The organism is Pseudoalteromonas sp. MelDa3, assembly GCF_002863625.1.
Lineage (GTDB): Bacteria > Pseudomonadota > Gammaproteobacteria > Enterobacterales > Alteromonadaceae > Pseudoalteromonas > Pseudoalteromonas arctica.
This window is the reverse complement of record NZ_PJBR01000045.1, coordinates 1-24,118: the sequence shown is the minus strand read 5'-3', so window position 1 is coordinate 24,118 and position 24,118 is coordinate 1. Positions and strand designations below refer to the sequence as shown.

Below are 24,118 nucleotides of genomic sequence, written 5' to 3'. Positions count from 1 at the left end.
TGCCTTAACTAATTGCGAAAACGCAAAACCACCTACCGCGCCTGCAAGCAGTTGAGCATAAAAACCCCAGCCTCTTGCGCCCGCTATAATATGAATATTCATAATTGATTCAATGGCAATTAACACAATAGCAAATGTCACAATGCCAGCGATAACAAATAGTTGAGTACTGTATTTTTGAACCTTTTTATTAAGCTTTGCGGTAACAAAAAAAGCGATGGCAAGTGCTACGGCAATAATAGCGCCGTAGGTAGGTAATAGGCCTAACCAATCATCAAGCGTTAAACTAGCACGATCACTAAAGCCCACCACTACACCTACATTAACTAATTGATTGACAACGTATTGGCTATGAAACAAGCTAGCAAGTGTGAATGTAAGTAACCAAGAAACTAAAAATGAAGGCAATATACGTGTTAAAAACGACATGGTTATCTCAACTTAAAATAATGCTTTTCTCTTATGCAAGCCATGCTAGCAAAGGCTTGCCCCGTAAACAATGTATCTCTTTTTTTACTTTGCTTTCGCTTTTTTCGTTTTCTGTTAATGCAGATGTTGCGCTACCAAAGGAGCAATACAGTACACAAACACTGGCTACGCAATTACAGTCTCCGTGGAGCATGGTTGAACTACCAAACGGCACATGGTTAATAACAGAGCGTGATGGTCATGTAGTTATAGTTAAAAATAACGTGCAATCAAGAGTAAAATTAAACCTAACAGGTTTATACGTTGCAGGCCAAGGTGGTTTACTCGACATTGTATTATCACCAGATTATAACGACTCCAAAGAAGTTATTTTTACCTATGCCCAAGGTGATGCAAGCGAAAACAGGCTTGTTGTTGCCAAAGCCACGTTTAATGGCACTGACTTTTCAAAGCCTAACGTTATTTATAAAGTAGCGACTGATAAAAACACACCACAACATTACGCTGGTCGCGCCCTTATCCTACCCGACAATACGTTATTAGTTTCAACGGGCGATGGTTTTGACTTTAGAGAGCAAGCACAAGTTATCACCAGCCAACTTGGTAAAATATTACGTATAAACCTAGATGGCACCATACCAACAGATAACCCATTTATTAATCACAAAAACCTAAATGCACATGCTGTTTACTCACTTGGTCATCGTAACCCTCAAGGCTTAGTTTATGATTACGATACGCAGCAAATTGTTAGCCACGAGCACGGCCCTGCAGGCGGTGACGAGCTAAACTACTTAACCGCTGGGACTAATTACGGCTGGCCGGTAATCACCTATGGCAAAGATTACTCGCAAGCGCGTATTTCACCATTTACCGAATATAAAGGCATGCAAAAACCAAGTGTTAATTGGACGCCATCAATAGCGCCATCAGGCATGGCGTATTACGGCTCTAAACATGCAGCTTTTCCTTCATTACAACAACATGTGCTCATTACCACGCTCGTTGATAAAAAGCTCTACAGCGTTAATCTGGCCAATGGTGAATTTACACAGTCTCACGTACTTCCTAAGGCCGTAGGCAGGTTAAGAGATGTGTTTGTAACAACTGAAGGTAATGTAGCAATATTAACCGATGGGAAAGATGCAGAGCTGATGTTGTTTAAAGCGAATTAGTTTACTAAGGGGATTAAAAGGCGCTTCACTTTTAGAGAATGATAGCTGCTTTAAATAAGCCACTTTGGTTAATTAAGTAATTTGATCAGTAAGATCAGGATTTAACCCCTTTATTTTTAAGATTAAGGTGAGCGTCTTTATTATGTTATTAACAACGTTCTTGTCTCCAATTGCCTTTGCATATACTTACTGTGCTTGTTATTTACCCGATTCTAATTGCTGTCTCAATAATTCAATAAGTTGAGTGTTAAGTCCGGTAATTTCTGCTTCTAGCACCTTCACTTTAGCCTGCGACTCTTCATCATCTTTACTGCGTAATAATGCAGTTTCCTGTAGTAGTTTTTCTATCTTTTCTTGTATTTCAGCAATCTGTTCATCAATAGGGTCACCTTCTGATTGTGATGCCTGACTTGCATCTTCATTGCCTGATAATTTACGTAACGCTTCACGATTTTGATCTTCCAGACTTTTTTCTTTTCCTTCTTCGGATATATCCACTTGGTCACTTTGAACTGCTGCTTTGTGCACAGTCGCTTTTTCGGTTACTTCATCAGCTACCACCTTTAAAATTTGTTTTTGCGGGTAAATTTCTAAAGGTTTAGAGGTTATGTGAACTGACATTTTATCCATTTTAATATTCCTTGTTCCGTCAATTATTGGTGAGAAGTAGTTAACTATAAATATAATGCTTTACCAAAAGCCAATTGTAATAGCCCTTGTTTGATTCTTTATTAGATTACACTTTACTCACAAGCTTGCCCATTGTTGTTTTAAACCAACAAAGTGAACAATACCAAAAGATAAACAAATAATAGAACTCCAAACCCAAAACTCAGGCGAACGCCCCATAGGGTTATTTATTAGAAAGAATCCAGTAATCCCACGAGCTAAATAAATAAAAGTTATTACCACAAGAGCTAGTCGGATGGATGGAAGTTTAAAAATAACACCTGCGGCTGAAAATGCATACAATGACCAAGTTGATAGAATCAGAACAATTACACTAGTAATAAGAGTTGGTTTAATACTTCCTTGCTCAGAAAGCAATGCCATTTGCTCTCCTGCACCGAAGAACCGATACCAAGAACCTCCAAAATAGATACAACCCAAATGCAAAGTCGCTACAACAGCACTTAATGTACCTGCAATTATTAGAAAAACATTCATAGAGCGATAAAACCTCCGTGAGACATAACGAACCTGTAAATTAGCTGGTTTATTTATCTTGATAAACAAACCATAGCCGGGTTTTTATCTGGGTACAATCGATTGTTGAATGTTTACGCGTGATATCAAAGCTCGCATTAAACTAGACAGCCACTCCAATTGTAAATTAATCTGGCTAATGGTGAGTTTACGCAGTCTCACATATTCCCAGAGACCGCAGGACGATTAAGAGATGTGTTTGTAACTGATAACGGTAACGTCGCGGTATTAACAGACGGTAAAGAGGCAAAGCTTATGTTGGTTATAGCAAATTAATCTGCATGAAATAATCAATAATAAAGCTAATGGCAAAAAGAAAGACCTAACCCCATTATTTTTACTTTATTTATAATAATGCACTCTTCATGCTGTTTTTTTGGCTTTTTTCGTAATAATTAGGATGGGGTCATCCTAATTTTTCTCTTAACTTATTTATAATTGAACTCCGAAAAATAATTTCTACTTCAGTGTAGAGGTTGGGAGTCCAATTATCTTGTTGGCTTTACTTTTGCTGTAATGTAGACAACTCAGTCGTAAATTTATGTTGTTCTAAAAGCTTAGGAAACTGAGCTTTTAAGTCGCTTTGAATTTGTTCAGATTCATTAACTATCCGAGATTCTCCTGACATACTAAACATACCAAGATCTAATTGAGAATATATGTCACCAATATAAGTAACTTCATTGGGCTTGATAGTAAATCCGCCATTTAAGTCCATATAGTAATTACCAAAAAGAATACGAAACCACTTATATTCACCGGCGGGCAATGCTACTACTTTTAAATCATCGGCTTTACTAAGCACAAACTTTGAATCTTTTTTCTTCCGATCAGTTTGGGTGAATATGAACTCTAAATCGGCTAAAAGAGGGTTGTTATAACCATCCCAGTTAGAATGAATTTTGGTTACAACTATTCCTTGGTTAGTATCTAAACTTTGATCCGTTTTGATATTTTTGGTGGTACTCGCACAAGCCGTTAAAAAAAGAAACGAAATACATAATACTACTTTCTGATTGAACTTCATTGTTGATTACAACTCCTGTAAAGCTAACGAGCCTGTAGATTAACTCGTTTTTAAATTTGTTTTTATTGATAAACAAACCATAGCTGAGTTCCTATTTTGGTTCAATCGATTACTGTATTTTTACGCAGCATATAAAGAAGTGTTTGGTGTTGTTTAAATTGGCGTTTTAGAAGTGATTACGAGTGGTTGAGTGGCTTTTATTTAGGTTAAAAGGGCCTCCCCTTCTTAATGCATCGTGTTTTGCAATTTTTCTATATTATAAACAAGATAATACAGTTGTCATTGCAAAACATTAAACTGGACAGCCACTCCAATTGTAAACTAATCTGGCGTTTCACAAAGTGCAAAAATTAGGATAGGTGTCACTGTTAATTGCTATTACCGCCCACCAAGACCAAAGGCTCTTGCTCCTCTATTAATATATTCAAATTATCTATCTCCCAAACACCGGCTGTTTTAGTCATAGCAACATAGCCCAACCCAGATTTGTCAGCTCCTGACACTTTAATTACAAAATCTGCATCACCCGACCCACCACGCAAATATATGGAAAATCCATCAAAATAACCGAAAGAATATTCGAGACTTTCGCCAAATTGCTCTGTCACCTGGGCATTAGTCGATAATTCAGTTACGGCTAACTTGTATCCATCGCCATTGATAAATGCTGTGACACCAAACGCCAATATACAAAAGAGTAACAAAAAGAAACCTAGCACAGATGATAAGCGCTTGTTCCACTTAGTCTTACGTCGCCACCAGTCAAAGTTGATTTCAAATTGCATGTTAATACCTAATCGTTTAAAGAGACATAACGCCAAGCTAACCAGCGGTGTGCTGGCGTACTTTGTTGCGTCTCTTTCGCGAAAAAAACGACAGCTTTAGCCGTCTGGTTTAGCTTCTTGTTAGGCTAATTTTCCACTTTATCTAATTTACAGGGAAATGTATGAACATCATCACATTGGCTGCAAACGTAGGTAGACGCACCTATAATATTTTTGCTTATTCCTGTAATAGTAAAAACAAAAGATCCTGCACCTTTTGTACTAGCGTCTTTAGACTCATAGTTTAAAACTAATATTTTATCGGCTGTAACGAAACCAAAAACTTTGAAAGATAACTTTAAATTATTGTCACTATAAACTTTATAAAACCCATTTATATTTTTACCGTATTGCTTTAATTCAAATTCAGAACGTTCATTTTCAAACCAAGGAAGTTGGTTTTCTACATTCCCAAATGTAATGGCAAAACGACCGTCAATTTTAGGGTATATTTTTGAATACAACTTATGCCACGAAGAAACCCAAAAATTTCGTGTTAAAAATATAAGCCCAGTTGCAACAATTGAAGTACTAATACCAAAAATAAAATCTAACACCTAATCTCCTTGATTAGCCTAACAACTTTGTATCCGACATTTGTCGCTTTACAAACCGACAAATGTCCAAATATTACAAAGATTCTAATTTAACCAGCTAATAAGGACTTGTAAACAACTAGTTAGCCGATATTTAAGTTTCCTTGATGTAGAAATACCCCAAAATGGTAGAGATCAGTAATATCGGACAAAAAAGTAATGAGCCATAAAAATAGGTGTAAGCGATGTTATTAATAAGATAACTTGAATTTTTCTCTAAGCTTTTGCCTTTAACCTAAAACAAAAAAACCGCTGTTTATTACAAACAGCGGCTTTCGTCTTAAGATTTACAAGCTTAAAGCTTGCTTAACTTAAACTTGATTTTTATTGTTTACCAATCACTTCAAGTCCACCCATGTATGGGCGTAATACTTCTGGTACTACTACTGTGCCATCGGCTTGTTGGTAGTTTTCTAGTATGGCTACTAGTGTACGGCCAACGGCTAAGCCTGAACCATTTAGTGTATGTAGTAACTCTGGCTTTTTAACACCTTCACGGCGAAAACGTGCTTGCATTCTACGCGCCTGAAAGTCAGCCATGTTTGAACATGATGAAATTTCGCGGTATGTATCTTGCGCAGGTAACCATACTTCTAAATCGTATGTTTTAGCTGAGCCAAAGCCCATGTCGCCCATACATAAAATTACTTTACGGTACGGAAGTTCTAACGCTTGTAGTATTTGCTCTGCGTGACCTGTTAACTCTTCAAGCGTTGCCATTGAGTCTTCTGGTTTTACAAGCTGTACAAGTTCAACTTTATCAAACTGGTGCTGACGAATTAAGCCACGTGTATCGCGACCATAGCTGCCTGCTTCACTTCTAAAACACGGAGTGTGGGCAACTAAGCGAATGGGTAAATCGCTTTCGTCGTAAATTTCGTCGCGGGCGCTGTTTGTAAGCGGTACTTCAGCTGTAGGAATTAAGCTAAAGCCGGCTTGTTGTTCGCCATCGTCGTTTACAAGGCCTAATGTGTGGAATAAATCGCCCGCAAATTTAGGTAATTGGCTTGTGCCATAAAGGCTTGCGCTATTAACTAAGTACGGTACATACATTTCTGTATAGCCGTTTTTGTCTGCGTGCGTATCTAGCATAAATTGCGTTAAAGCACGGTGCATACGCGCTACTTGACCGCGCATTACTGTAAAGCGTGCGCCACTAATTTTAACGCCCATTTCAAAATCTAAGCCATTTAAGTCTTGGCCTACATCAACGTGATCTTTAACTTCAAAATCAAACTTTTTAGGTGTGCCCCACGTTAAAATTTCAACGTTGTCGTCCTCGTCTTTACCCGCCGGTACTGACTCGTCTGGCAAGTTTGGAATTGCTAAAGCAATGTCGTTAATAGCGGCTAATACTTCATCTTGCTCTGTTTTAGCGGCGTCTAGCTCACTGCCTAAGTTAGCCACTGCATCAAGTAGTGGCTGTGCGTCTTCGCCTTTTGCTTTGGCTTGACCAATTGCTTTTGCGCTTGCATTACGTTGACTTTGAAGTTCTTGCGTTTTTACTTGTAATGTTTTGCGTTTTTCTTCAAGTGCCGTTACCGTCGCTACATCGAGTTCGTAACCGCGCGCCGCTAAACGTGCTGCAGTTTGTTCGATGTCTTGACGTAAAAATTTAGAATCTAACATGTTAGTTTTTTAACCTTTTTGCATTACTAGCTGAAGGCCCAGCCAAGCCATAAAAATACACACCATCACGTTTAGGATGATATTGAGGGCCATTTTAATAAAGTGACCTTGTTGTAATAACAACAACGAGTCCATTGAGAATGTTGAAAAGGTGGTTAATGCACCTAAAAAGCCAATACCGATAAGAGTTTTGACGGGGCTGGCGGTGATAATTTCTTTATCTATCAAACCGTACAAAATGCCCATTAACAATGAACCCAGAATATTAACCGTCAACGTGCCAAAAGGGAATCCCCTACCGAGGAGTTTTAGCATGCTTTCGCTAATAAAAAACCGTAAACACGCACCTGAGGCTCCGCCAAGGGCGATCATCATATAAAGTTTAATCATTTTCGTACCGTTTAAGTGGGCTTTGCGCATCGCGCTCTTTTAGGTAATCGAGTTTTTGTTTGATTTTTTGTTCAAGTCCGCGTTCGCTCGGTAGGTAATATTCTTTGCCATCCATTTCAGGTGGTAAATATTTTTCACCTGCGGCAAACGCACCTTCTTCATTATGCGCATAACGGTACTCAGCGCCATACCCTAAGTCTTTCATTAAATTAGTTGGGGCATTACGTAAATGCTCTGGTACGGGGTAACTTGGCTCGTTTTGAGCGTCTGCTTTGGCTTGATTAAACGCCATATACACTGCATTACTTTTGGGTGCGCTGGCTAAATACAATGTGGCTTGTGCAATTGCACGCTCACCTTCGCCTGGGCCTACTCGCTGAAATATATCCCATGCATTTAAGGCCACTTCCATCGCACGCGGATCGGCGTTACCAATGTCTTCTGTTGCAATGGCAAGTAAACGCCTTGCTACATACAAAGGGTCGCCGCCACCGGCTAAAATTCGGCAATACCAATACAGTGCACCATCGGGAGAGCTACCACGTACTGATTTATGAAAGGCTGATATTAAATCGTAAAATTCATCGCCGCCTTTATCGTATTTGGCTAAATGCGTTGGTAACACTTGGCTAAGTACGTGCTCATCTACGTTGTATTGACCGTTTTGCTCGGTAGTTAAATCAACCGCTTGTTCAAGTAAATTAAGTACTTTACGCGCATCGCCGCCACTTGCTTGGCACAGTGCCTTTTTAGCGTTGTCGGCAATAGTGATATGTTTTTGGATTAGCTGCTCGTCTTGTTTAAGTGCGCGCTCTATTACGGTGTATAAGTCGGTATCGGCAAGCGATTTTAAAACATACACACGTGCACGCGACAATATAGCGTTGTTAAGGGCAAACGATGGGTTTTCGGTGGTTGCACCTACAAATATAAAGGTGCCGTCTTCTATGTGCGGTAAAAACGCATCTTGTTGGGATTTATTAAAGCGATGAACCTCGTCAACAAACATAAGGGTGCGTTGGCCGCGGCTTTCTAGGTTATCGCGCGCTTGCGTTACGCTGTCACGTATATCTTTTACGCCTGCGGTTACCGCCGACATTTGTATAAGTGAGGCATCAGCATGGTTGGCAATTATTTGCGCAAGTGTTGTTTTACCTACACCCGGCGGGCCCCATAAAATTAAACTATGGCATCGCCCCGCGACAATGGCTTGATGCAGTGGTTTATCAGCACTTAATAAGTGTTGCTGACCAATGTACTCGTCAAGCGTTTTGGGGCGCATACGCGCGGCAAGTGGGCGTACATCGGGCCCAAAATTAAATCCTAAATTACTCACCGTTACTCTGATCGTCTATTTCAACACCTTCAGGAGGCGTAAATTCAAAAGTGCTTTTATCAAGCGGCGTATTAACTTGGGCATTGTTAAACGTAAATGACGATAGCTGCCCTGAGTTGTCGGTAACGACTAGTTTAGCAAGGCCTTGCTCGTTACCCGCAAACGCTATATCAAGTTGTTCTACTTGGCTTTCTACGCCTTTATTTGGCGTTACGCTAAAGCCTGTATTTGTTGCAAGTACGCTGTATTTTTCCCACTGTGCTGGGTCTTTTGATGTAAGTAGCACAAATGGTGTTGAGTCGATTAGGCTGCTGGTTTTCATAATTGTTACTTGCTCAGCAAAGCTGTCGAAGTAATAGGTTTTATCGCCGTTTGATACAAATAATGTATCGTCTGGGTTTGTTTGCTGCCAGCGAATCATCATAGGCTGTTGAAGCGCTATTGTACCCTCGCCTTGCATGACAGCTTGGCCTTCTTTGTCTGTTACTTTTTGTGCAAACTGCGCTTTAAAGCTTTTTAAAGTGGCAAGTCTGTCTTGTAATGCTTGGCTGTCGTCAGCAAAGCTTGGTGCGGCAAGTACGCTGCCTAACACTAATAATAAGGCGTTAAATTTTTTCATTAATTTGCTCCATTAGGTACTAATACATCGCGAGCGCCGTTATGACCTGGTGAACTCACGATACCCGATGTTTCCATTTGTTCGACTAAACGTGCTGCGCGGTTATAGCCAACACGCAGTTTACGTTGCACTGACGATACCGATACCTTGCCGGTTTCAATTACAAACGACACGGCTTCGTCGTATAACGGATCGTTCTCTTCGTCTGCATTTTCGCTTGCTTCACCTGGCAATAAAATATCTTCACTGGCATCACCATTGAGTATTTCATCAACGTAATTTGGCTTAGCACGCGCTTTCCAATCGTTTACTACGGCGTGTACTTCATGGTCGTCTACAAACGCGCCATGTACACGCTCTGGTACACTAGTGCCTGGTGGTAAATAAAGCATATCGCCCATACCCAGTAAGTTTTCTGCGCCTTGCTGGTCAAGTATCGTGCGCGAGTCTATTTTACTTGATACCTGAAACGCCATACGCGTTGGTATATTTGCTTTAATTAAACCTGTTATTACATCTACCGAAGGGCGCTGCGTTGCCAGTATTAAATGGATACCTGCCGCACGTGCTTTTTGGGCTATGCGGGCAATCAGCTCTTCTACTTTTTTACCAACAATCATCATCATGTCGGCAAATTCGTCTATTACTACAACAATACTTGGTAACTTACCAAGTTCTTCCGGGCCTTCTTTCATGCCATCGGTGTCTTTAAATAATGGATCAAGAATCGGGTAACCCGCTTCATTGGCTTCAAGCACTTTTTGGTTGTAACCTTTTAAGTTACGCACACCCAATGCTGACATTAATTTATAACGACGTTCCATTTCGCCCACACACCAACGCAGTGCGTTAGCGGCTTCTTTCATGTCGGTGACTACTTCACACAATAAATGCGGAATGCCTTCGTATACTGATAGCTCAAGCATTTTAGGGTCAATCATAATCATACGTACATCGTCAGGGCCCGATTTGTACAACAAGCTTACTATCATGACATTAACGCCCACTGATTTACCTGAACCAGTTGTACCGGCCACCAGTAAGTGTGGCATTTTACCTAAATCAGCACATACCGGCTGACCGGCAATGTCTTTACCTAGCACCATGGTAAGTGGCGATGGATTTTGCTCGAATTTAGGTGCGTTTATTACTTCTGACAAACGTACTATTTCGCGATGTTTATTAGGAAGCTCAATACCAACATATGTTTTACCCGGTATAACTTCTACAACACGCACACTAATTGCCGATAGCGAACGGGCTAAATCTTTTGCTAAACCTGTAATTTTAGACACTTTAATACCTGGCGCTAAATCTAGCTCAAAGCGTGTAACAACAGGGCCTGGGTATACCGCTACAACTTTAGCTTGTACGTTAAAGTCGAGTAGTTTTGTCTCTACTAGGCGCGATACTGTATCGAGCTCTTCTTGCGAAATTGGGTTTTTAGCTTTGTCCGGTCTGTCGAGTAAATCAAGCGACGGTAATGGCCCCGGTGGTGGTTCTTGCGTTAATAATTGCTCAAACTTCTCTTTAGCCGTTGGCGGTGGTTGATATTGCGCTTTTGATTTAGGCATTGGTCTTGCTGGCGATACCACTGTTGTAACTGGTTTTTCTGGCTCTACAACTGGGCTTTGGTCAAGCGCGTTTAATGCAGCGGCCGTGTCCATTGGTTCGTCGTCTATGGCGCTAAAGCCAATTTCTTGATCGAGTATGTCGTCAAGCTCGTCAAACGGCATAAACTCGTCACTAATTTGAGGCTCATTAAACGGCGTTTGCGGTTTATTAATTGCTTTTTGTTTATCTGCTTTTTTAGCTGATGTAGGCAGCTCTATTTGCTCTTTTATATCGTCTTCAAAATGGGCGTCTACTTCATCGTGATTATTTGCTTTGCCCGCAGCGTGTTCTCGGTGCATCCAACCTTTTGCGTACGATACAATAAAGCGGTAAAACCTAACCATTAAATCGCCAAGGTAATCTACAAAATCAACCCACGATACACCCGTTAATAAGGTAAGCCCGGCAAAAAAGAAACACAGCAATAATATAGATGTACCGGTAAAGTTAAACGCAGGCATCATGGCTGATGCAATAACATCGCCCACTACCCCACCAGAGGAAAAGTTATAAATATCGTCAAAATTGATACTGCTAATAGCGGTAGCTGAGGTAATAAATAAAGCAAAACCAATAACACGCAGCGCTAAGGTGGTGTAATCAAGCTGTAAAATGCGGTGAGGTTGTTTAAATAGCAAGTAGCCAAATAGCTGAATGGCCGCTGGCACTAAGTAAGCCAACCAACCAAAGGTGAGTAATAAAATGTCGGCTATCCATGCACCGGCTGCTCCTGTGATGTTGCTTACTTCGCTAAAACTAGTTTGCGACCATGCAGCATCTGCTGGATCAAAGCTGATCAAGGCACATAAAATAAATATTGCCGTAAAGGTGCTGATAATCAGCCCTGTTTCTAATAGTCTTTGCACACCGTTTAGGCGCATAGTTCCCTATTCCTCTTTATTATTCTATTTTTATTCACACTTACTTAGCAGTGAAATACCTTAGCAGGAAATGCAATTTGTTGCACTTTATCTTAACCTTGATGGCCTGATTATGAACAAGTTTTTATAATTTGAGCTTATATAAGCAAATGACGCAGCTAATATAAATAACCTTAAGTAATATAAGGACGAATAATTACGCCTTCTTCACCTTTTACTTCTTCCATTACTACATAAGTTCGGCTTTCACTAACGTTAGGCAACTTTAATAATATGTCACCTAATACACCACGGTATTCTGACATATCATTTACGCGCGTTTTAAGTAAAAAATCAAAATTACCCGATACTAAATGACATTCGATAATTTCTTCGTGCTTTTTAACGGCCGCACTAAACTCATCAAATACGTCGGGAGATGTTTTAGTAATTGTTACTTCTACATACACCGATAAACCTTGCCCAAGCTTAGCTGGATCGACCACTGCTTTATAGCCAAGTATGTAGCCTTCTCGTTCTAGCTTTTTCACTCGCTCCAGACAGGGCGTGGCGCTTAGGCCAACTCGTCTGGCCAGTTCAACATTTGAAAGGCGTCCATCGTGCTGTAATTCCATTAAAATTTTACGGTCAATTCTATCTAATAACTGATGCATAGTGCCAACTAGTTTTTTATGCTGTTTATTTTTGTTATATAGATGATAACACTAGATTTGACTTTAAAAAAGGTGAGACACACGGGCTTATGATGAATATAATAGTGAAAAATGTTAATCCGTTCTTAATAAGGCAAATGATATGATTATTGGTGTCCCTAAAGAAATTAAAAACCATGAATACCGTGTAGGTATGGTTCCTGCGAGTGTTCGTGAATTAGTAAACCACGGTCATCAAGTGATTGTAGAAACTGATGCAGGTATGGGTATTGGTTTTACTAACGAAGATTACACGCTAGCGGGTGCTGAGATTTTAGCAACTGCTGCTGACGTTTTCGCTAAAGCTGACATGATTGTAAAAGTAAAAGAGCCACAAGCTGTTGAACGTGCAATGTTACGTGAAGACCAAATTCTTTTCACTTACTTACACCTTGCACCTGATCTTCCACAAACTGAAGACCTTGTAAAAAGCAAAGCTATTTGTATTGCATACGAAACTGTAACTGACTCTCGCGGTGGTTTACCGCTTCTTGCTCCTATGAGCGAAGTTGCTGGTCGTATGTCTATTCAAGCTGGTGCACAAGCGCTAGAAAAATCTAACCACGGTCGTGGCATGCTACTAGGTGGCGTACCAGGCGTTGAAGCGGCTAAAGTTGTTATCATTGGCGGCGGCATGGTTGGTCGTAGTGCAGCGCAAATGGCTGTTGGCCTTGGTGCTGAAGTTGTCGTTCTTGACCGTAACATCGACGTATTACGTGCACTAGACGCGCAATTTGGTAATAAAGTAAAAGCTATTTACTCAACTGCTGATGCACTAGAAAAACACGTACTAGAAGCTGATTTAGTAATTGGTGGCGTACTAATCCCAGGTGCAGCTGCACCTAAACTAGTAACTGCTGAGCACATTAAAGCAATGAAACCTGGTTCTGCAATTGTTGACGTTGCAATCGACCAAGGTGGCTGTATTGCTACTTCAAAAGCAACAACGCATGCTGATCCTACTTTCATCGTTGATGAAGTTGTTCACTACTGTGTTGCTAACATGCCTGGTGCTGTTCCACGCACATCTACGTTCGCACTTAACAATGCAACATTGCCTTTCATCATTAACCTTGCAAACAAAGGTTATAAAAAGGCGTTACTAGATGACGCTCACTTCTTAAAAGGCTTAAACGTAATTAAAGGCCAAGTAACTTACAAAGAAGTAGCAGAAGCGTTCAACATGGAATATGTTGACCCACGCACAGCGGTAGAAAACGCATAATTTAGCGTTTTGTAGTTAGGTTGGTATTAAGTAATGTAGCTACCTAACTACAACCCATAAAAAAAGCAGCTAATTAGCTGCTTTTTTTGTATTTAAATTTCAGATTTATATAAACTTACTTTAGATAAACTGGTTTAGATAAAACGCTTAATTATAAAATCTACTTTTACGCGCTTAGCTTGGCCAAGTAGTTTTTTAACTGGCTGTGGGTAATCATCCATCGTTTCTAAATCATCTGGGCCTGTTAAACGTCGGCAGTGTTGTAAAATTTCCTGCTTTTCGTTATCAATAGCATCCATAATTGTTTGCTCTGGATCTTCTATTAAAATACCGTTTTCGATATCAAGACCCCATGCACGCGGATTTAAGTTATGCCCGCTCAGTAAATGCTTTGTTCTATCTGAACAAATACCTTTTAAATGAAACGAATTACTTCCATCTTTCCACAGATACACATTTAAATTACCGTTATCAATATGGCGCTTTTGCGTTTTTACAAATTTATGCAAAATAGTTTCGTATAAATAAGGTAATGCCCCTATTTTACTAAACGGCTCGCTTGGCGGTAAATAAAAGTCATTTGCTGTTTTATCGCCTACAACAATAGTTACTTGCTTGCCCTGCTTTAATAATCGGCGCAGTGATCGCATAAGCGGTGCCGGAAAATTAAAGTATGGCGTATACAACACAAGTTCTTGCTCTGTTGTATCAAATAACGCTTTTATTAAACGATTTAACTCGTTATTGCGACGCCCAAGCCCTAAAAATAAGCGAATACCTAATGCTTGCGTATTTAGCTGCTCTGCTGCGTTATAACTTGCGACTTTTAAATCGCGCATTAACTGCTTTTGATCAAGCTTAAAGTCGTGCAAACGCTTAAGCGGTCGCGTGTCTATACGTGGCACAGCGACTGATGAAAGTAGCTTTGTCTCAATAAAATCAACTACTGAGTCACACAGTTCGCTCTGCGTTATCAAAAAGTAACGATCGAGCCTGTAGCGCTCGTTGTATTGCAAGTACACGTTATTTAAGCTTGCGCCGCTGTAAAGTAAGGTGTCGTCAATTACAAAACCTTTTAAATGCAATACTCCAAATAATTCTTTAGCTTTTACAGGTACGCCATAAACTTGTACGTTCGATTTAAACTTTTCTAAATCGTCACAGTATAAACTTGCGTTACCGTCTGATTTATCAGCGCCAATTAATCCACGTTGCGCACGATGAAAATCCACCAGCACTTTTACCTCAAGTGCCGGGTTTGCCAATGACACACGATGCAGCGCTTCTAAAATTTCGCGACCTGCTTCGTCATCTTGTAAATACAACGCAGTAATATAAATTCGTTTTTTTGCGTTCGCTATCAAGCGTAGCAATTGCGTTCGGTAATCTTGCGCATTGGTTAAGACGTTAACGTCTTTTGAAGTCAACCCGAATGCGGGTTTTTCCTGCCAAAATAACATAGTTGCCTATTTGCTTAGGTCACATAATCTATCAGTGACAAATAAAATTAGGTAAAACATAACAAAAAAAATCAAAGGGGTCATGAAATAACGCTGTTTTGTTGCCTGTTAGTCTATTTATTGAGCTACTTAGGCATTTTAACTGTAAAAGCACATAACTCTAGTACACAATACTGCACAGCTTTTCGATTTAAGAAAAAAAATAATCGCGGATTTTGTTTACATCTGCCTTGTTTTTCTTAGAATCGAGCGCATTAAAGACCGTATTAAACGTTTAGGAAGAAATAATGACTGAAGCAAAACATTGTAAGCTACTAATTTTAGGCTCTGGCCCAGCTGGTTATACTGCCGCAGTATATGCAGCACGTGCAAATTTAAACCCTGTTTTAATTACAGGCATTCAACAAGGTGGCCAATTAACAACCACAACTGAAGTTGAAAACTGGCCTGGTGATGCACACGGTTTAACAGGTCCTGCGTTAATGGATCGTATGAAAGAGCACGCTGAGCGCTTTGAAACTGAAATCATATTCGATCACATCAATAAAGTAGATGTATCTAAGCGCCCTTTCACACTAACTGGCGACCAAGGTACTTACACATGTGATGCATTAATCATTGCAACGGGTGCGTCTGCTAAATACTTGGGCCTAGAGTCTGAAACTAATTTCCAAGGCCGTGGTGTTTCGGCATGTGCTACGTGTGACGGCTTTTTCTATAAAGGTCAAAAAGTGGCGGTTGTTGGTGGTGGTAATACAGCGGTTGAAGAAGCGCTTTACTTATCTAACATTGCTGACGAAGTACATGTTATTCATCGTCGTGATAGTTTCCGCAGTGAAAAAATACTTGCTGACCGCCTTGCTGAAAAAGCAGCAAACGGTAACGTTGTAATGCATTACAACCGCACGCTTGACGAAGTATTAGGCGACCAAATGGGCGTAACCGGCGTTCGTATTAAAGATGCACACTCTGATGCAACTGAAGAGCTAGATTTAGCAGGCGTATTTATTGCTATTGGCCACAAGCCAAATACTGATATGTTTGTTGGTCAACTAGAAATGAAAGATGGCTACTTAGTTGTAGAGTCTGGTCTTCACGGTAACGCGACTCAAACAAGCGTAGAAGGCGTTTTTGCTGCAGGTGATGTGTCAGACCACATTTACCGTCAAGCAATCACATCTGCGGGTACAGGCTGCATGGCTGCCCTTGATGCAGAGCGTTTCTTAGATAATTTATAAGCAATTAAATAAATTATTATAGGGCTGATTATTCAGCCCTTTTTTTATGCCTAAAATATAGTTACACTTTTACGATAAATTATAAAATAAGTACTGTATGAGAAATCAGCTATACCAATTAAGCGAAAACGATATAGCATTCCCCAATCCGGAATACGCATTAGAATCCCCTGATGGCTTGTTAGCAATTGGCGGAGATTTGAGTTTACCTCGCCTAAGTAATGCCTACAAAAGCGGAGTATTCCCTTGGTTTAGTGAAGATGAGCCTATAATGTGGTGGTCTCCCAGCGAGCGAGGCATTTTTGAACTGGATGATTTTCATATAAGTAAGAGCCTGCGTAAGCATTTAAAAAAGCACCCTGTAAGAGTAACCATTAATAATGCCTTTGAAGAGGTGATAGAAGCCTGTCGCGATCAACGCCTTGATACCGATGGCACCTGGATCACCTCTGACATGCTCGACGCTTACGTTAATGCACACAATGCTGGCATTGCACATAGTTTAGAAGTGTGGAGTAACGGAGAGCTTGCAGGTGGCTTATACGGCATTATGCAAAATGGTGTATTTTGTGGCGAGTCGATGTTTCATCATCAAACCAATTGCTCTAAGCTTGCTATGTGGGCACTGGTAAATTGGCTTAAACGGCATAATGCACATTTTATTGACTGCCAGTTAGAAAACCCTTATTTAATGACCCTAGGTGCAAAAGTAATCCCCCGTTCCACATTTTTGACTAAACTAAAAGCTGCACATAACTATACTGTTAACCCTATTATGTGGGAGCCACAAGAACTTGACGCAATCTATGAATGAGCAACTTCCTGCACGTGTTGGTTTAACCCAAGAGTTTGACTGTAGTTATTTACCCAACAGACAAGAGCAACTTTTAGTTATTCTTGATCCCAGTTGCTACAGTACCGACAAATTTGAGTCGTTATTAGGCTTGGGATTTCGTCGCAGTGGTAACCAAATATACCGTCCACACTGCCCAATATGCAGCGCATGTAGTTCTGTACGTGTATTAGCACAAGACTTTATGCCCTCAAAATCGCAAAAACGTAAACTAAACAAAGCAAAAAGCCAGTTTGAAGTGAAATATTCAACGCAAGAGCGACCTGAGTACTATCCGCTTTATAGCAAGTACATAACGATGCGTCATCAGGATGGAAGTATGTATCCTCCTGAAAAAGAACAGTTTCAAAGTTTTTTGCTTTGCAGTTGGCTCAAGATCACATTTATTGAACTGTGGCACCAAGATACTTTAGTCGCGGTTGCCGTAACTGATTGTATGAATAGCGCTATTTCTGCAATTTATACCTTTTTTGACCCCGACTTTGAACACTATAGTTTAGGCTCTGTGATGATATTAGAGCAGCTAAAGTTTGCAAAAGAGCAAAATAAGCAATACGTGTACTTAGGCTATCAAATTGATGAATGCGACAAAATGAAGTACAAAACTCAGTTTTTACCTGCTCAAAAACAGCTCAATGATGAGTGGGTGGCTATTTAATTTGCAAATATAGCCCCTGCGCCTTTACTTATTGGAGTATTTTGGGCAAAATCTGCAGCGTTTAACTATTAAAGAGGTGTTACGCTAAACATGGCGAAAGAAGACGTAATCGAAATGCAAGGGACAGTCCTTGATACTTTACCAAATACAATGTTCCGAGTTGAGCTAGAAAATGGTCACGTAGTTGTGGCTCATATTTCAGGCAAAATGCGCAAAAACTATATCCGTATTTTAACCGGCGATAAAGTAACGGTAGAAATGACTCCTTACGATTTATCAAAGGGTCGTATCGTATTCCGTGCTCGCTAAGTAAGTGCGTAAACGAGATTTAGTTTTTGGCTAGTGTTTTACTAGCTTTAAGCGTTTATTAAATGTAATTGATAGACATTGACTAGCAATTACATTTAATAAACAAAAAGCCCAGTTTTTGCTGGGTTTTTTGTTGCCTATAAAAAGGGCAAAAAAATGGCCCGCTATTATGTAGCGGGCCATTTTATTTAACTAAATTATTTAATTAACGTTTTACGCTGGTGTTAAATTACTCTCGTAATCAAAGCGAATCTTCTTGTCTTTAACCGATACTTTAACCGTACCGCCATCAACAAGTTCACCAAACAGTATTTCGTTAGCTAATTGCTTTTTAAGCTCTTCTTGAATAACACGTGCCATTGGACGTGCACCCATTGCTTTATCGTAGCCTTTATCTGCCAACCACTCACGTGCTTTAGACGTAAGCTCAAGGTTAACTGATTTTTTATCAAGCTGCGCTTGCAGTTCCACAATAAACTTATCAACCACCAGTAAAATAACTTCACGTTCAAGGTGATTAAACCAAATGATGTTATCTAAACGGTTTCTAAATTCTGGTGAAAATACTTTGTTAATTGCACCCATTGCATCGTGCGTATGATCTTGCTCTGTAAAACCAATCGACTTACGCGTAGTTTCTTGAACGCCCGCATTGGTAGTCATTACAACCACTACATTTCTAAAGTCAGCTTTACGGCCGTTATTATCGGTTAGCGTACCGTGATCCATAACCTGTAGCAAAATGTTGTAAATGTCTGGATGCGCTTTTTCAATCTCATCTAAAAGTACAACAGCATGTGGGTTTTTAATAACCGCTTCTGTTAATAAACCACCTTGCTCAAAACCAACATACCCTGGTGGAGCACCAATTAGTCGACTTATTGCATGGCGCTCTACATATTCCGACATATCAAAACGAATAAACTCAACACCCATACATTTAGCAAGTTGCTTAGTTACTTCTGTTTTACCCACACCGGTAGGCCCTGCAAACAAGAACGAACCTACTGGTTTTTCTTCGCTCGATAAACCAGAGCGAGATAAGCGAATAGCTGATGTAAGCGCATCAATAGATTGATCTTGCCCAAACACGAGCATTTTAAGGTTACGGTCTAAGTTTTTAAGCGTTTCTTTATCTGTCGACGAGACGCTTTGCGCTGGGATACGTGCCATTTTAGATATAATTAGTTCTATATCTGCCACGCCAATGGTTTTTTTACGTTTAGAGCTAGGTTGCAGACGCTGGCTTGCACCGGCTTCATCAATTACATCAATGGCTTTATCTGGCAAGTGGCGCTCATTAATGTATTTAGCACTGAGTTCTGCAGCTGCTTTTAGTGCTTTTTGAGTGTAACGAATGCCATGATGCTCTTCGTAACGCTCTTTTAAGCCGTTTAATATTTTAGTGGTATCGGCAACACTCGGCTCAAGTACATCAATTTTTTGAAAGCGACGTACTAATGCACGGTCTTTCTCAAAAATATTTTTATACTCGTTGTAAGTTGTTGAACCCATACAACGTAGCTTACCACTTGAAAGGAGTGGTTTAAGCAAGTTTGATGCGTCCATAACACCACCAGACGCCGCGCCGGCACCGATTATGGTATGTATTTCATCAATAAATAAAATAGAGCCTGGCTCAGCTTGCAGCTCTTTTAGTAAGCTTTTAAAGCGCTTTTCAAAGTCGCCACGGTATTTAGTACCCGCAAGCAATGCACCCATATCTAGCGAGTACACAACAGCATCTGCAATTACTTCTGGTACTTGCTTATTAACAATGCGATACGCTAAGCCTTCAGCAATTGCTGTTTTACCAACGCCCGCTTCACCAACAAGTAATGGGTTATTCTTTTTACGACGACACAATACTTGTACCGTGCGCTCTACTTCGCTGTCGCGTCCGATCAGTGGATCAATGTTACCTTCACGAGCTTGAACGTTTAAGTTAGTTGTAAAGCTGTCTAGCTTGCTTGCTTCTTCATTTTGAACTTCTTGCACTTCATCATGAATATCGTCGCTGTCGTTGCCTAATTCATCATCTGCTTTAGAAATACCATGCGAAATAAAGTTAACGATGTCTAAACGCGATACATCATGCTTTTTAAGTAAATATACAGCTTGGCTTTCTTGCTCAGAAAAAATAGCAACTAGCACATTCACGCCAGTGACTTCATTTTTACCTGACGATTGCACATGGAACACAGCGCGTTGTAATACACGTTGAAAGCCAAGTGTTGGCTGAGTTTCACGCTCTTCTTCTAAATCTGGAATGACGGGTGTTGTTTCGTCAATAAATTCTAATAATTCGGTTTTTAAACCAGAAATATTAACACCACACGCGTTTAGGGCTTCTCCTGCAGAAGGATTATCTAACAGCGCAAGTAAAAGGTGCTCTACGGTCATAAACTCATGACGGCGAGTGCGCGCTTCACGAAACGCGGCATTTAATGTGAGTTCTAAGTCTTTGTTTAGCATTGGCAACCCCTTACTGAGATAATAATTTATACCACAACAATCGGATGTTTGATCACCCTAATTGGTATTTATACCAATTGTATTAAATTGGTATTTATTCCTGCTCACAACTACAAAGCAGTGGATGCTCGTTATCACGCGCGTAGCGGTTAACTTGTTCAGCTTTGGTGTGGGCTACGTCGGCGCTGTAAACACCACATATACCCTTACCTTTTTCATGAACCTGAAGCATCACGTCGGTTGCTCTATCGCTATCCATATTAAAAAACGTCGTTAAAACTTCTATTACAAAGTCCATCGGCGTGTAATCGTCGTTATTTAAAACAACTTTATATTTTCGCGGCGGCTGTAGCTTTTGCTTTTCGCTGTCGCGAACTGTATCGATAACACCTGAATCTTTCATACCACTCATAATTAAATATAGTCTTGTCTTTGTAACTCAAGCAAACTTGAATAAAAAATAAATAAAATGTTAAAAAAATAACTCAAAACACTTGACTGGTTGGCTAAATAAACTACAGTCAAACGTAGATTGATTAAACCTTAGTCAGTCTAGCAAATAATACAATTTAGAATAACTAAATTAGTCAACTTATTGAAGGATGTAGAAGTATGGCTTGCGGTAAAGTTAAATGGTTCAACAACGCTAAAGGTTTTGGTTTCATCGTAGAAGACGGCTGCGAGAATGATATTTTCGCTCATTACTCAACAATTGTAATGGACGGTTATAAAACGCTTAAAGCTGGTCAAGATGTAACATTCGAATTAGAACAAGGACCTAAAGGTCTACACGCTAAAAATATTGCCCCAGATGGTGACATTATTGAGTGACTATTGTTTTGTTCGACTAAAGCGAGTGACCTTTTAAGATCCTCGCTTAATTCCTTAAGCATACTAACTTATCTCTTCTCCCCTATTTATTGCCTCTTTTCATTCAAATTCAACCCTTTTCCTTGAATTTATTTTATATACCCCAATGTTCTAAGAGTTGATTGTTTAACTGCTTATTGGGCATGCTCAACCTCTAGCCCTTTTTATTTAAGCTTGTTACACTCTTGGTGCTAAAAATTGCGTATTAACGCAGCAACTAATCCAACTTGTCGCCTCTTTTATATGTACTAGGCTAAAGGCTGATTTATTTTTGTTAATTTTTTAGCTATAAATACAATTCCAGTTCGTCAGGTGTGACTATTCTGCTTTTATAAAAGAGCAACGCTGAGTACCAACACCTAACAAACTATTCATTACGAGCGTATGTATTCATTAACTTGTTTAATAATATGTACTCACTCATTAGTAATGATTTTCTTTGCATTGTTGAATAAGACCTTTTCGGTCTACTATCTAGGAATGATGATGACATCAAAAATTATCTATACAAAAACGGACGAAGCTCCGGCACTAGCAACTTACTCGTTGCTACCGATCATCCAAGCATATACAAATGCGGCCGGTGTTGAAGTTGAAACTCGCGATATCTCATTAGCAGGTCGTGTAATTGCTAGCTTCCCTGATTATTTAACACAAGAACAACGCATTGGTGATGCACTTGCTGAACTTGGCGAGCTTGCTAAAACACCAGAAGCAAACATCATCAAATTACCAAACATCAGTGCATCTGTACCACAGCTTCGCGCTGTAATTAAAGAGCTTCAAGCAAAAGGTTACGCTCTTCCAGAATACCCTGTTGAACCTAAAAATGATGAAGAAAAAGCAATTCAAGCTGCTTACGACAAAATCAAAGGCAGTGCAGTAAACCCAGTACTACGTGAAGGTAACTCTGATCGTCGCGCACCAGGTTCTGTAAAAGAATATGCACGTAACAACCCGCATTCAATGGGTGCGTGGAGCAAAGATTCAGAGTCTTATGTTGCAAGCATGAGCGAAGGCGACTTCTTTGGTTCAGAAAAGTCAGTAACTGTTGATACAGCCACTGATGTACGTATTGAACATGTTGCAACTAACGGCGACGTTTCTGTACTTAAACAAAGCACGCCTCTTTTAGCTGGCGAAGTTATTGATGCATCAAGCATCAGCGCTTCTAAGCTTCAAGCTTTCTTAGCTGCTGAAATTGACGCTGCTAAAGAAAAAGGTGTTTTATTCTCGCTTCACATGAAAGCGACAATGATGAAAGTATCTGATCCAATTATCTTTGGTCACGCTGTAAAAGTATTCTACAAAGATGTATTTGCTAAACACGGTGAGCTTTTTGAAGAGCTAGGTGTTGATGTAAATAATGGTTTAGGCGATGTATATTCTAAAATTCAAACATTAGACGATGCTAAGCGCGAAGAAATCGAAGCAGACATTCAAGCTGTTTACGCTAGCCGCCCTGCTATTGCTATGGTTGATTCTGACCGCGGCATTACAAACCTACACGTACCAAGTGACGTGATCATCGATGCTTCTATGCCTGCTGCAATCCGTTCAAGCGGTCAAATGTGGAATAACGATGGTAAATTACAAGACACTAGCTTTGTAATTCCAGATCGTTGTTACTCAGGTATTTACCAAGCAACTATTGATTTTTGTAAAGTGAATGGCGCATTTGATCCAACAACTATGGGTAGCGTACCTAACGTTGGCCTTATGGCTCAAAAAGCTGAAGAATACGGTTCACACGATAAAACGTTTGAAGCTAAAGCAGATGGTTCTATCCGTGTTGTTGATGCAAATGGTAATACATTACTTGAGCACAGTGTTGAGCAAGGCGATATTTGGCGCATGTGTCAGGTTAAAGACGCACCAATCCAAGATTGGGTTAAGCTTGCAGTAAATCGTGCACGCGCAACAGGCGTTCCAGCTATTTTCTGGTTAGACGAAAACCGTGCACATGATGCAGAGCTAATCAAAAAAGTAAATAAATACCTACCAGATCACGATACAGCTGGCCTAGATATTCAAATTTTAGCACCGCTTGAAGCAACATTGTTCTCACTAGCGCGTATTAAAGAAGGTAAAGACACTATTTCTGTAACAGGTAACGTTTTACGTGATTACCTAACAGATTTATTCCCAATTTTAGAGCTAGGTACGAGTGCTAAAATGCTTTCAATTGTTCCACTTATGAACGGTGGTGGATTATTTGAAACTGGCGCGGGTGGTTCTGCACCTAAGCATGTTCAACAATTCGAAAAAGAAAACCACTTACGTTGGGATTCTTTAGGTGAATTTTTAGCACTTGCTGCATCTCTTGAGCACCTAAGCGTAACTACGGGTAACAACAAGGCACAAGTTCTTGCTGATACACTAGATAAAGCGACTGGTACTTTCTTAGCAGAAAACAAGTCTCCTTCACGTAAAGTGAAAGAAATTGATAACCGTGGTTCTCATTTCTTCCTATCTTTATTCTGGGCACAAGAACTTGCTAAGCAAAATGATGACAGTGAACTTAAAGCACAGTTTACTCAAATTGCTAGCGACCTTGAGTCTAATAAAGAACAAATCGTAAGTGAACTTAACGATGCGCAAGGCCCTGCAGT

The 24,118-nt window shown here is 40.0% G+C and carries 23 protein-coding genes and 1 pseudogene; 9 read left to right on the top strand and 15 right to left on the bottom strand.

Translation table 11 applies throughout. The features are described 5' to 3' along the window. Positions 1–429 (bottom strand): hypothetical protein (locus tag CXF89_RS10645; RefSeq protein WP_121954560.1); only part of this gene is annotated, 429 nt, incomplete at its 3' end. On the opposite strand from CXF89_RS10645, the gene CXF89_RS10640 reads away from it, so the two are divergent. Then, entirely contained in the window at positions 414–1,604 is a 1,191-nt protein-coding gene (locus CXF89_RS10640) for a PQQ-dependent sugar dehydrogenase (protein ID WP_121954559.1), read from the top strand. The two genes, CXF89_RS10645 and CXF89_RS10640, sit on opposite strands and share 16 nt — an antisense overlap. A gap of 198 nt (positions 1,605–1,802) precedes the next feature. Here the strand turns inward: CXF89_RS10640 and CXF89_RS10635 are convergent, their stop codons facing one another. Together CXF89_RS10635 and CXF89_RS10630 are read right to left on the bottom strand one after the other, a co-directional pair. After that, complete coding sequence (locus CXF89_RS10635) at positions 1,803–2,234, bottom strand: hypothetical protein (protein WP_121954558.1); 432 nt, start codon at positions 2,232–2,234, stop codon at positions 1,803–1,805. 117 nt (positions 2,235–2,351) lie between these two features. After that, entirely contained in the window at positions 2,352–2,771 is a 420-nt protein-coding gene (locus tag CXF89_RS10630) for a hypothetical protein (RefSeq protein WP_121954557.1), read from the bottom strand. A 165-nt stretch (positions 2,772–2,936) separates the two neighbouring features. Here CXF89_RS10630 and CXF89_RS21385 point away from each other — a divergent pair. Further along, positions 2,937–3,086: pseudogene (locus tag CXF89_RS21385) on the top strand (PQQ-dependent sugar dehydrogenase); the annotation flags it as partial. Between the two features lie 226 nt (positions 3,087–3,312). On the opposite strand, the gene CXF89_RS10620 reads toward CXF89_RS21385, so the two are convergent. From CXF89_RS10620 to lrp, 9 genes are all read right to left on the bottom strand, one after another. After that, on the bottom strand, positions 3,313–3,837 hold the full coding sequence (locus CXF89_RS10620) for a hypothetical protein (protein WP_121954556.1): 525 nt from the start codon (positions 3,835–3,837) through the stop codon (positions 3,313–3,315). A 368-nt stretch (positions 3,838–4,205) separates the two neighbouring features. Further along, positions 4,206–4,622: a cytochrome c oxidase assembly factor Coa1 family protein gene (locus tag CXF89_RS10615; RefSeq protein ID WP_121954555.1), complete on the bottom strand. Its 417-nt coding sequence runs from the start codon at positions 4,620–4,622 to the stop codon at positions 4,206–4,208. A 125-nt stretch (positions 4,623–4,747) separates the two neighbouring features. After that, positions 4,748–5,218 carry a hypothetical protein gene (locus CXF89_RS10610; protein ID WP_121954554.1) on the bottom strand — a complete coding sequence of 157 codons (471 nt, stop codon included), beginning with the start codon at positions 5,216–5,218 and terminating at the stop codon, positions 4,748–4,750. Between the two features lie 363 nt (positions 5,219–5,581). Then, entirely contained in the window at positions 5,582–6,886 is a 1,305-nt protein-coding gene (gene serS, locus CXF89_RS10605) for a serine--tRNA ligase (protein WP_002962971.1), read from the bottom strand. Between the two features lie 9 nt (positions 6,887–6,895). After that, positions 6,896–7,276 (bottom strand): fluoride efflux transporter CrcB, encoded by a 381-nt coding sequence (gene crcB / locus CXF89_RS10600; protein WP_024590323.1) that lies wholly within the window; start codon positions 7,274–7,276, stop codon positions 6,896–6,898. Then, positions 7,269–8,612, bottom strand: a complete 1,344-nt coding sequence (locus tag CXF89_RS10595; RefSeq protein WP_121954553.1) for a replication-associated recombination protein A — start codon at positions 8,610–8,612, stop codon at positions 7,269–7,271. Before CXF89_RS10595 ends, crcB begins: the two co-directional genes overlap by 8 nt. Continuing rightward, the gene (gene lolA, locus CXF89_RS10590) at positions 8,605–9,231 is read right to left on the bottom strand and encodes an outer membrane lipoprotein periplasmic chaperone LolA (protein WP_007582981.1); all 627 of its coding nucleotides are present in this window, start codon (positions 9,229–9,231) and stop codon (positions 8,605–8,607) included. The genes CXF89_RS10595 and lolA overlap by 8 nt, the downstream gene beginning before the upstream one ends. Beyond that, positions 9,231–11,726, bottom strand: a complete 2,496-nt coding sequence (locus CXF89_RS10585) for a DNA translocase FtsK (protein ID WP_010552622.1) — start codon at positions 11,724–11,726, stop codon at positions 9,231–9,233. Before CXF89_RS10585 ends, lolA begins: the two co-directional genes overlap by 1 nt. A 173-nt stretch (positions 11,727–11,899) precedes the next feature. Next, positions 11,900–12,379 carry a leucine-responsive transcriptional regulator Lrp gene (gene lrp / locus CXF89_RS10580; protein WP_007582985.1) on the bottom strand — a complete coding sequence of 160 codons (480 nt, stop codon included), beginning with the start codon at positions 12,377–12,379 and terminating at the stop codon, positions 11,900–11,902. 142 nt (positions 12,380–12,521) lie between these two features. On the opposite strand from lrp, the gene ald reads away from it, so the two are divergent. Beyond that, positions 12,522–13,643: an alanine dehydrogenase gene (ald, locus tag CXF89_RS10575; RefSeq protein ID WP_010552621.1), complete on the top strand. Its 1,122-nt coding sequence runs from the start codon at positions 12,522–12,524 to the stop codon at positions 13,641–13,643. A gap of 134 nt (positions 13,644–13,777) precedes the next feature. On the opposite strand, the gene pssA is transcribed toward ald, so the two are convergent. Next, the gene (gene pssA / locus CXF89_RS10570; protein WP_121954552.1) at positions 13,778–15,103 is read right to left on the bottom strand and encodes a CDP-diacylglycerol--serine O-phosphatidyltransferase; all 1,326 of its coding nucleotides are present in this window, start codon (positions 15,101–15,103) and stop codon (positions 13,778–13,780) included. Between the two features lie 287 nt (positions 15,104–15,390). Here pssA and trxB point away from each other — a divergent pair, with 287 nt between their 5' ends. The 4 genes from trxB (at position 15,391) to infA (ending at position 18,161) form a co-directional block, all read left to right on the top strand. After that, the gene (trxB, locus tag CXF89_RS10565; protein WP_008168643.1) at positions 15,391–16,341 is read left to right on the top strand and encodes a thioredoxin-disulfide reductase; all 951 of its coding nucleotides are present in this window, start codon (positions 15,391–15,393) and stop codon (positions 16,339–16,341) included. Positions 16,342–16,438: 97 nt separating this feature from the next. Next, positions 16,439–17,155 carry a leucyl/phenylalanyl-tRNA--protein transferase gene (gene aat, locus CXF89_RS10560; protein ID WP_101217387.1) on the top strand — a complete coding sequence of 239 codons (717 nt, stop codon included), beginning with the start codon at positions 16,439–16,441 and terminating at the stop codon, positions 17,153–17,155. Further along, complete coding sequence (locus tag CXF89_RS10555) at positions 17,148–17,852, top strand: arginyltransferase (protein ID WP_024607612.1); 705 nt, start codon at positions 17,148–17,150, stop codon at positions 17,850–17,852. The genes aat and CXF89_RS10555 overlap by 8 nt, the downstream gene beginning before the upstream one ends. Positions 17,853–17,942: 90 nt before the next feature. Then, complete coding sequence (infA, locus tag CXF89_RS10550; RefSeq protein ID WP_002962494.1) at positions 17,943–18,161, top strand: translation initiation factor IF-1; 219 nt, start codon at positions 17,943–17,945, stop codon at positions 18,159–18,161. A 213-nt stretch (positions 18,162–18,374) separates the two neighbouring features. Here infA and clpA read toward each other — a convergent pair whose 3' ends face one another. Together clpA and clpS are read right to left on the bottom strand one after the other, a co-directional pair. Then, positions 18,375–20,636, bottom strand: coding sequence for an ATP-dependent Clp protease ATP-binding subunit ClpA (clpA, locus tag CXF89_RS10545; RefSeq protein WP_007585108.1), 2,262 nt, complete (start codon positions 20,634–20,636; stop codon positions 18,375–18,377). Positions 20,637–20,730: 94 nt separating this feature from the next. Continuing rightward, positions 20,731–21,039: an ATP-dependent Clp protease adapter ClpS gene (gene clpS, locus CXF89_RS10540; RefSeq protein ID WP_007585109.1), complete on the bottom strand. Its 309-nt coding sequence runs from the start codon at positions 21,037–21,039 to the stop codon at positions 20,731–20,733. Between the two features lie 209 nt (positions 21,040–21,248). Between clpS and cspD the strand changes: the two genes are divergently transcribed. Continuing rightward, the gene (gene cspD / locus CXF89_RS10535; RefSeq protein WP_002962500.1) at positions 21,249–21,467 is read left to right on the top strand and encodes a cold shock domain-containing protein CspD; all 219 of its coding nucleotides are present in this window, start codon (positions 21,249–21,251) and stop codon (positions 21,465–21,467) included. Positions 21,468–21,992: 525 nt separating this feature from the next. Continuing rightward, the coding region (locus CXF89_RS10530) for an NADP-dependent isocitrate dehydrogenase (RefSeq protein WP_121954551.1) at positions 21,993–24,118 on the top strand (2,126 nt) is incomplete at its 3' end.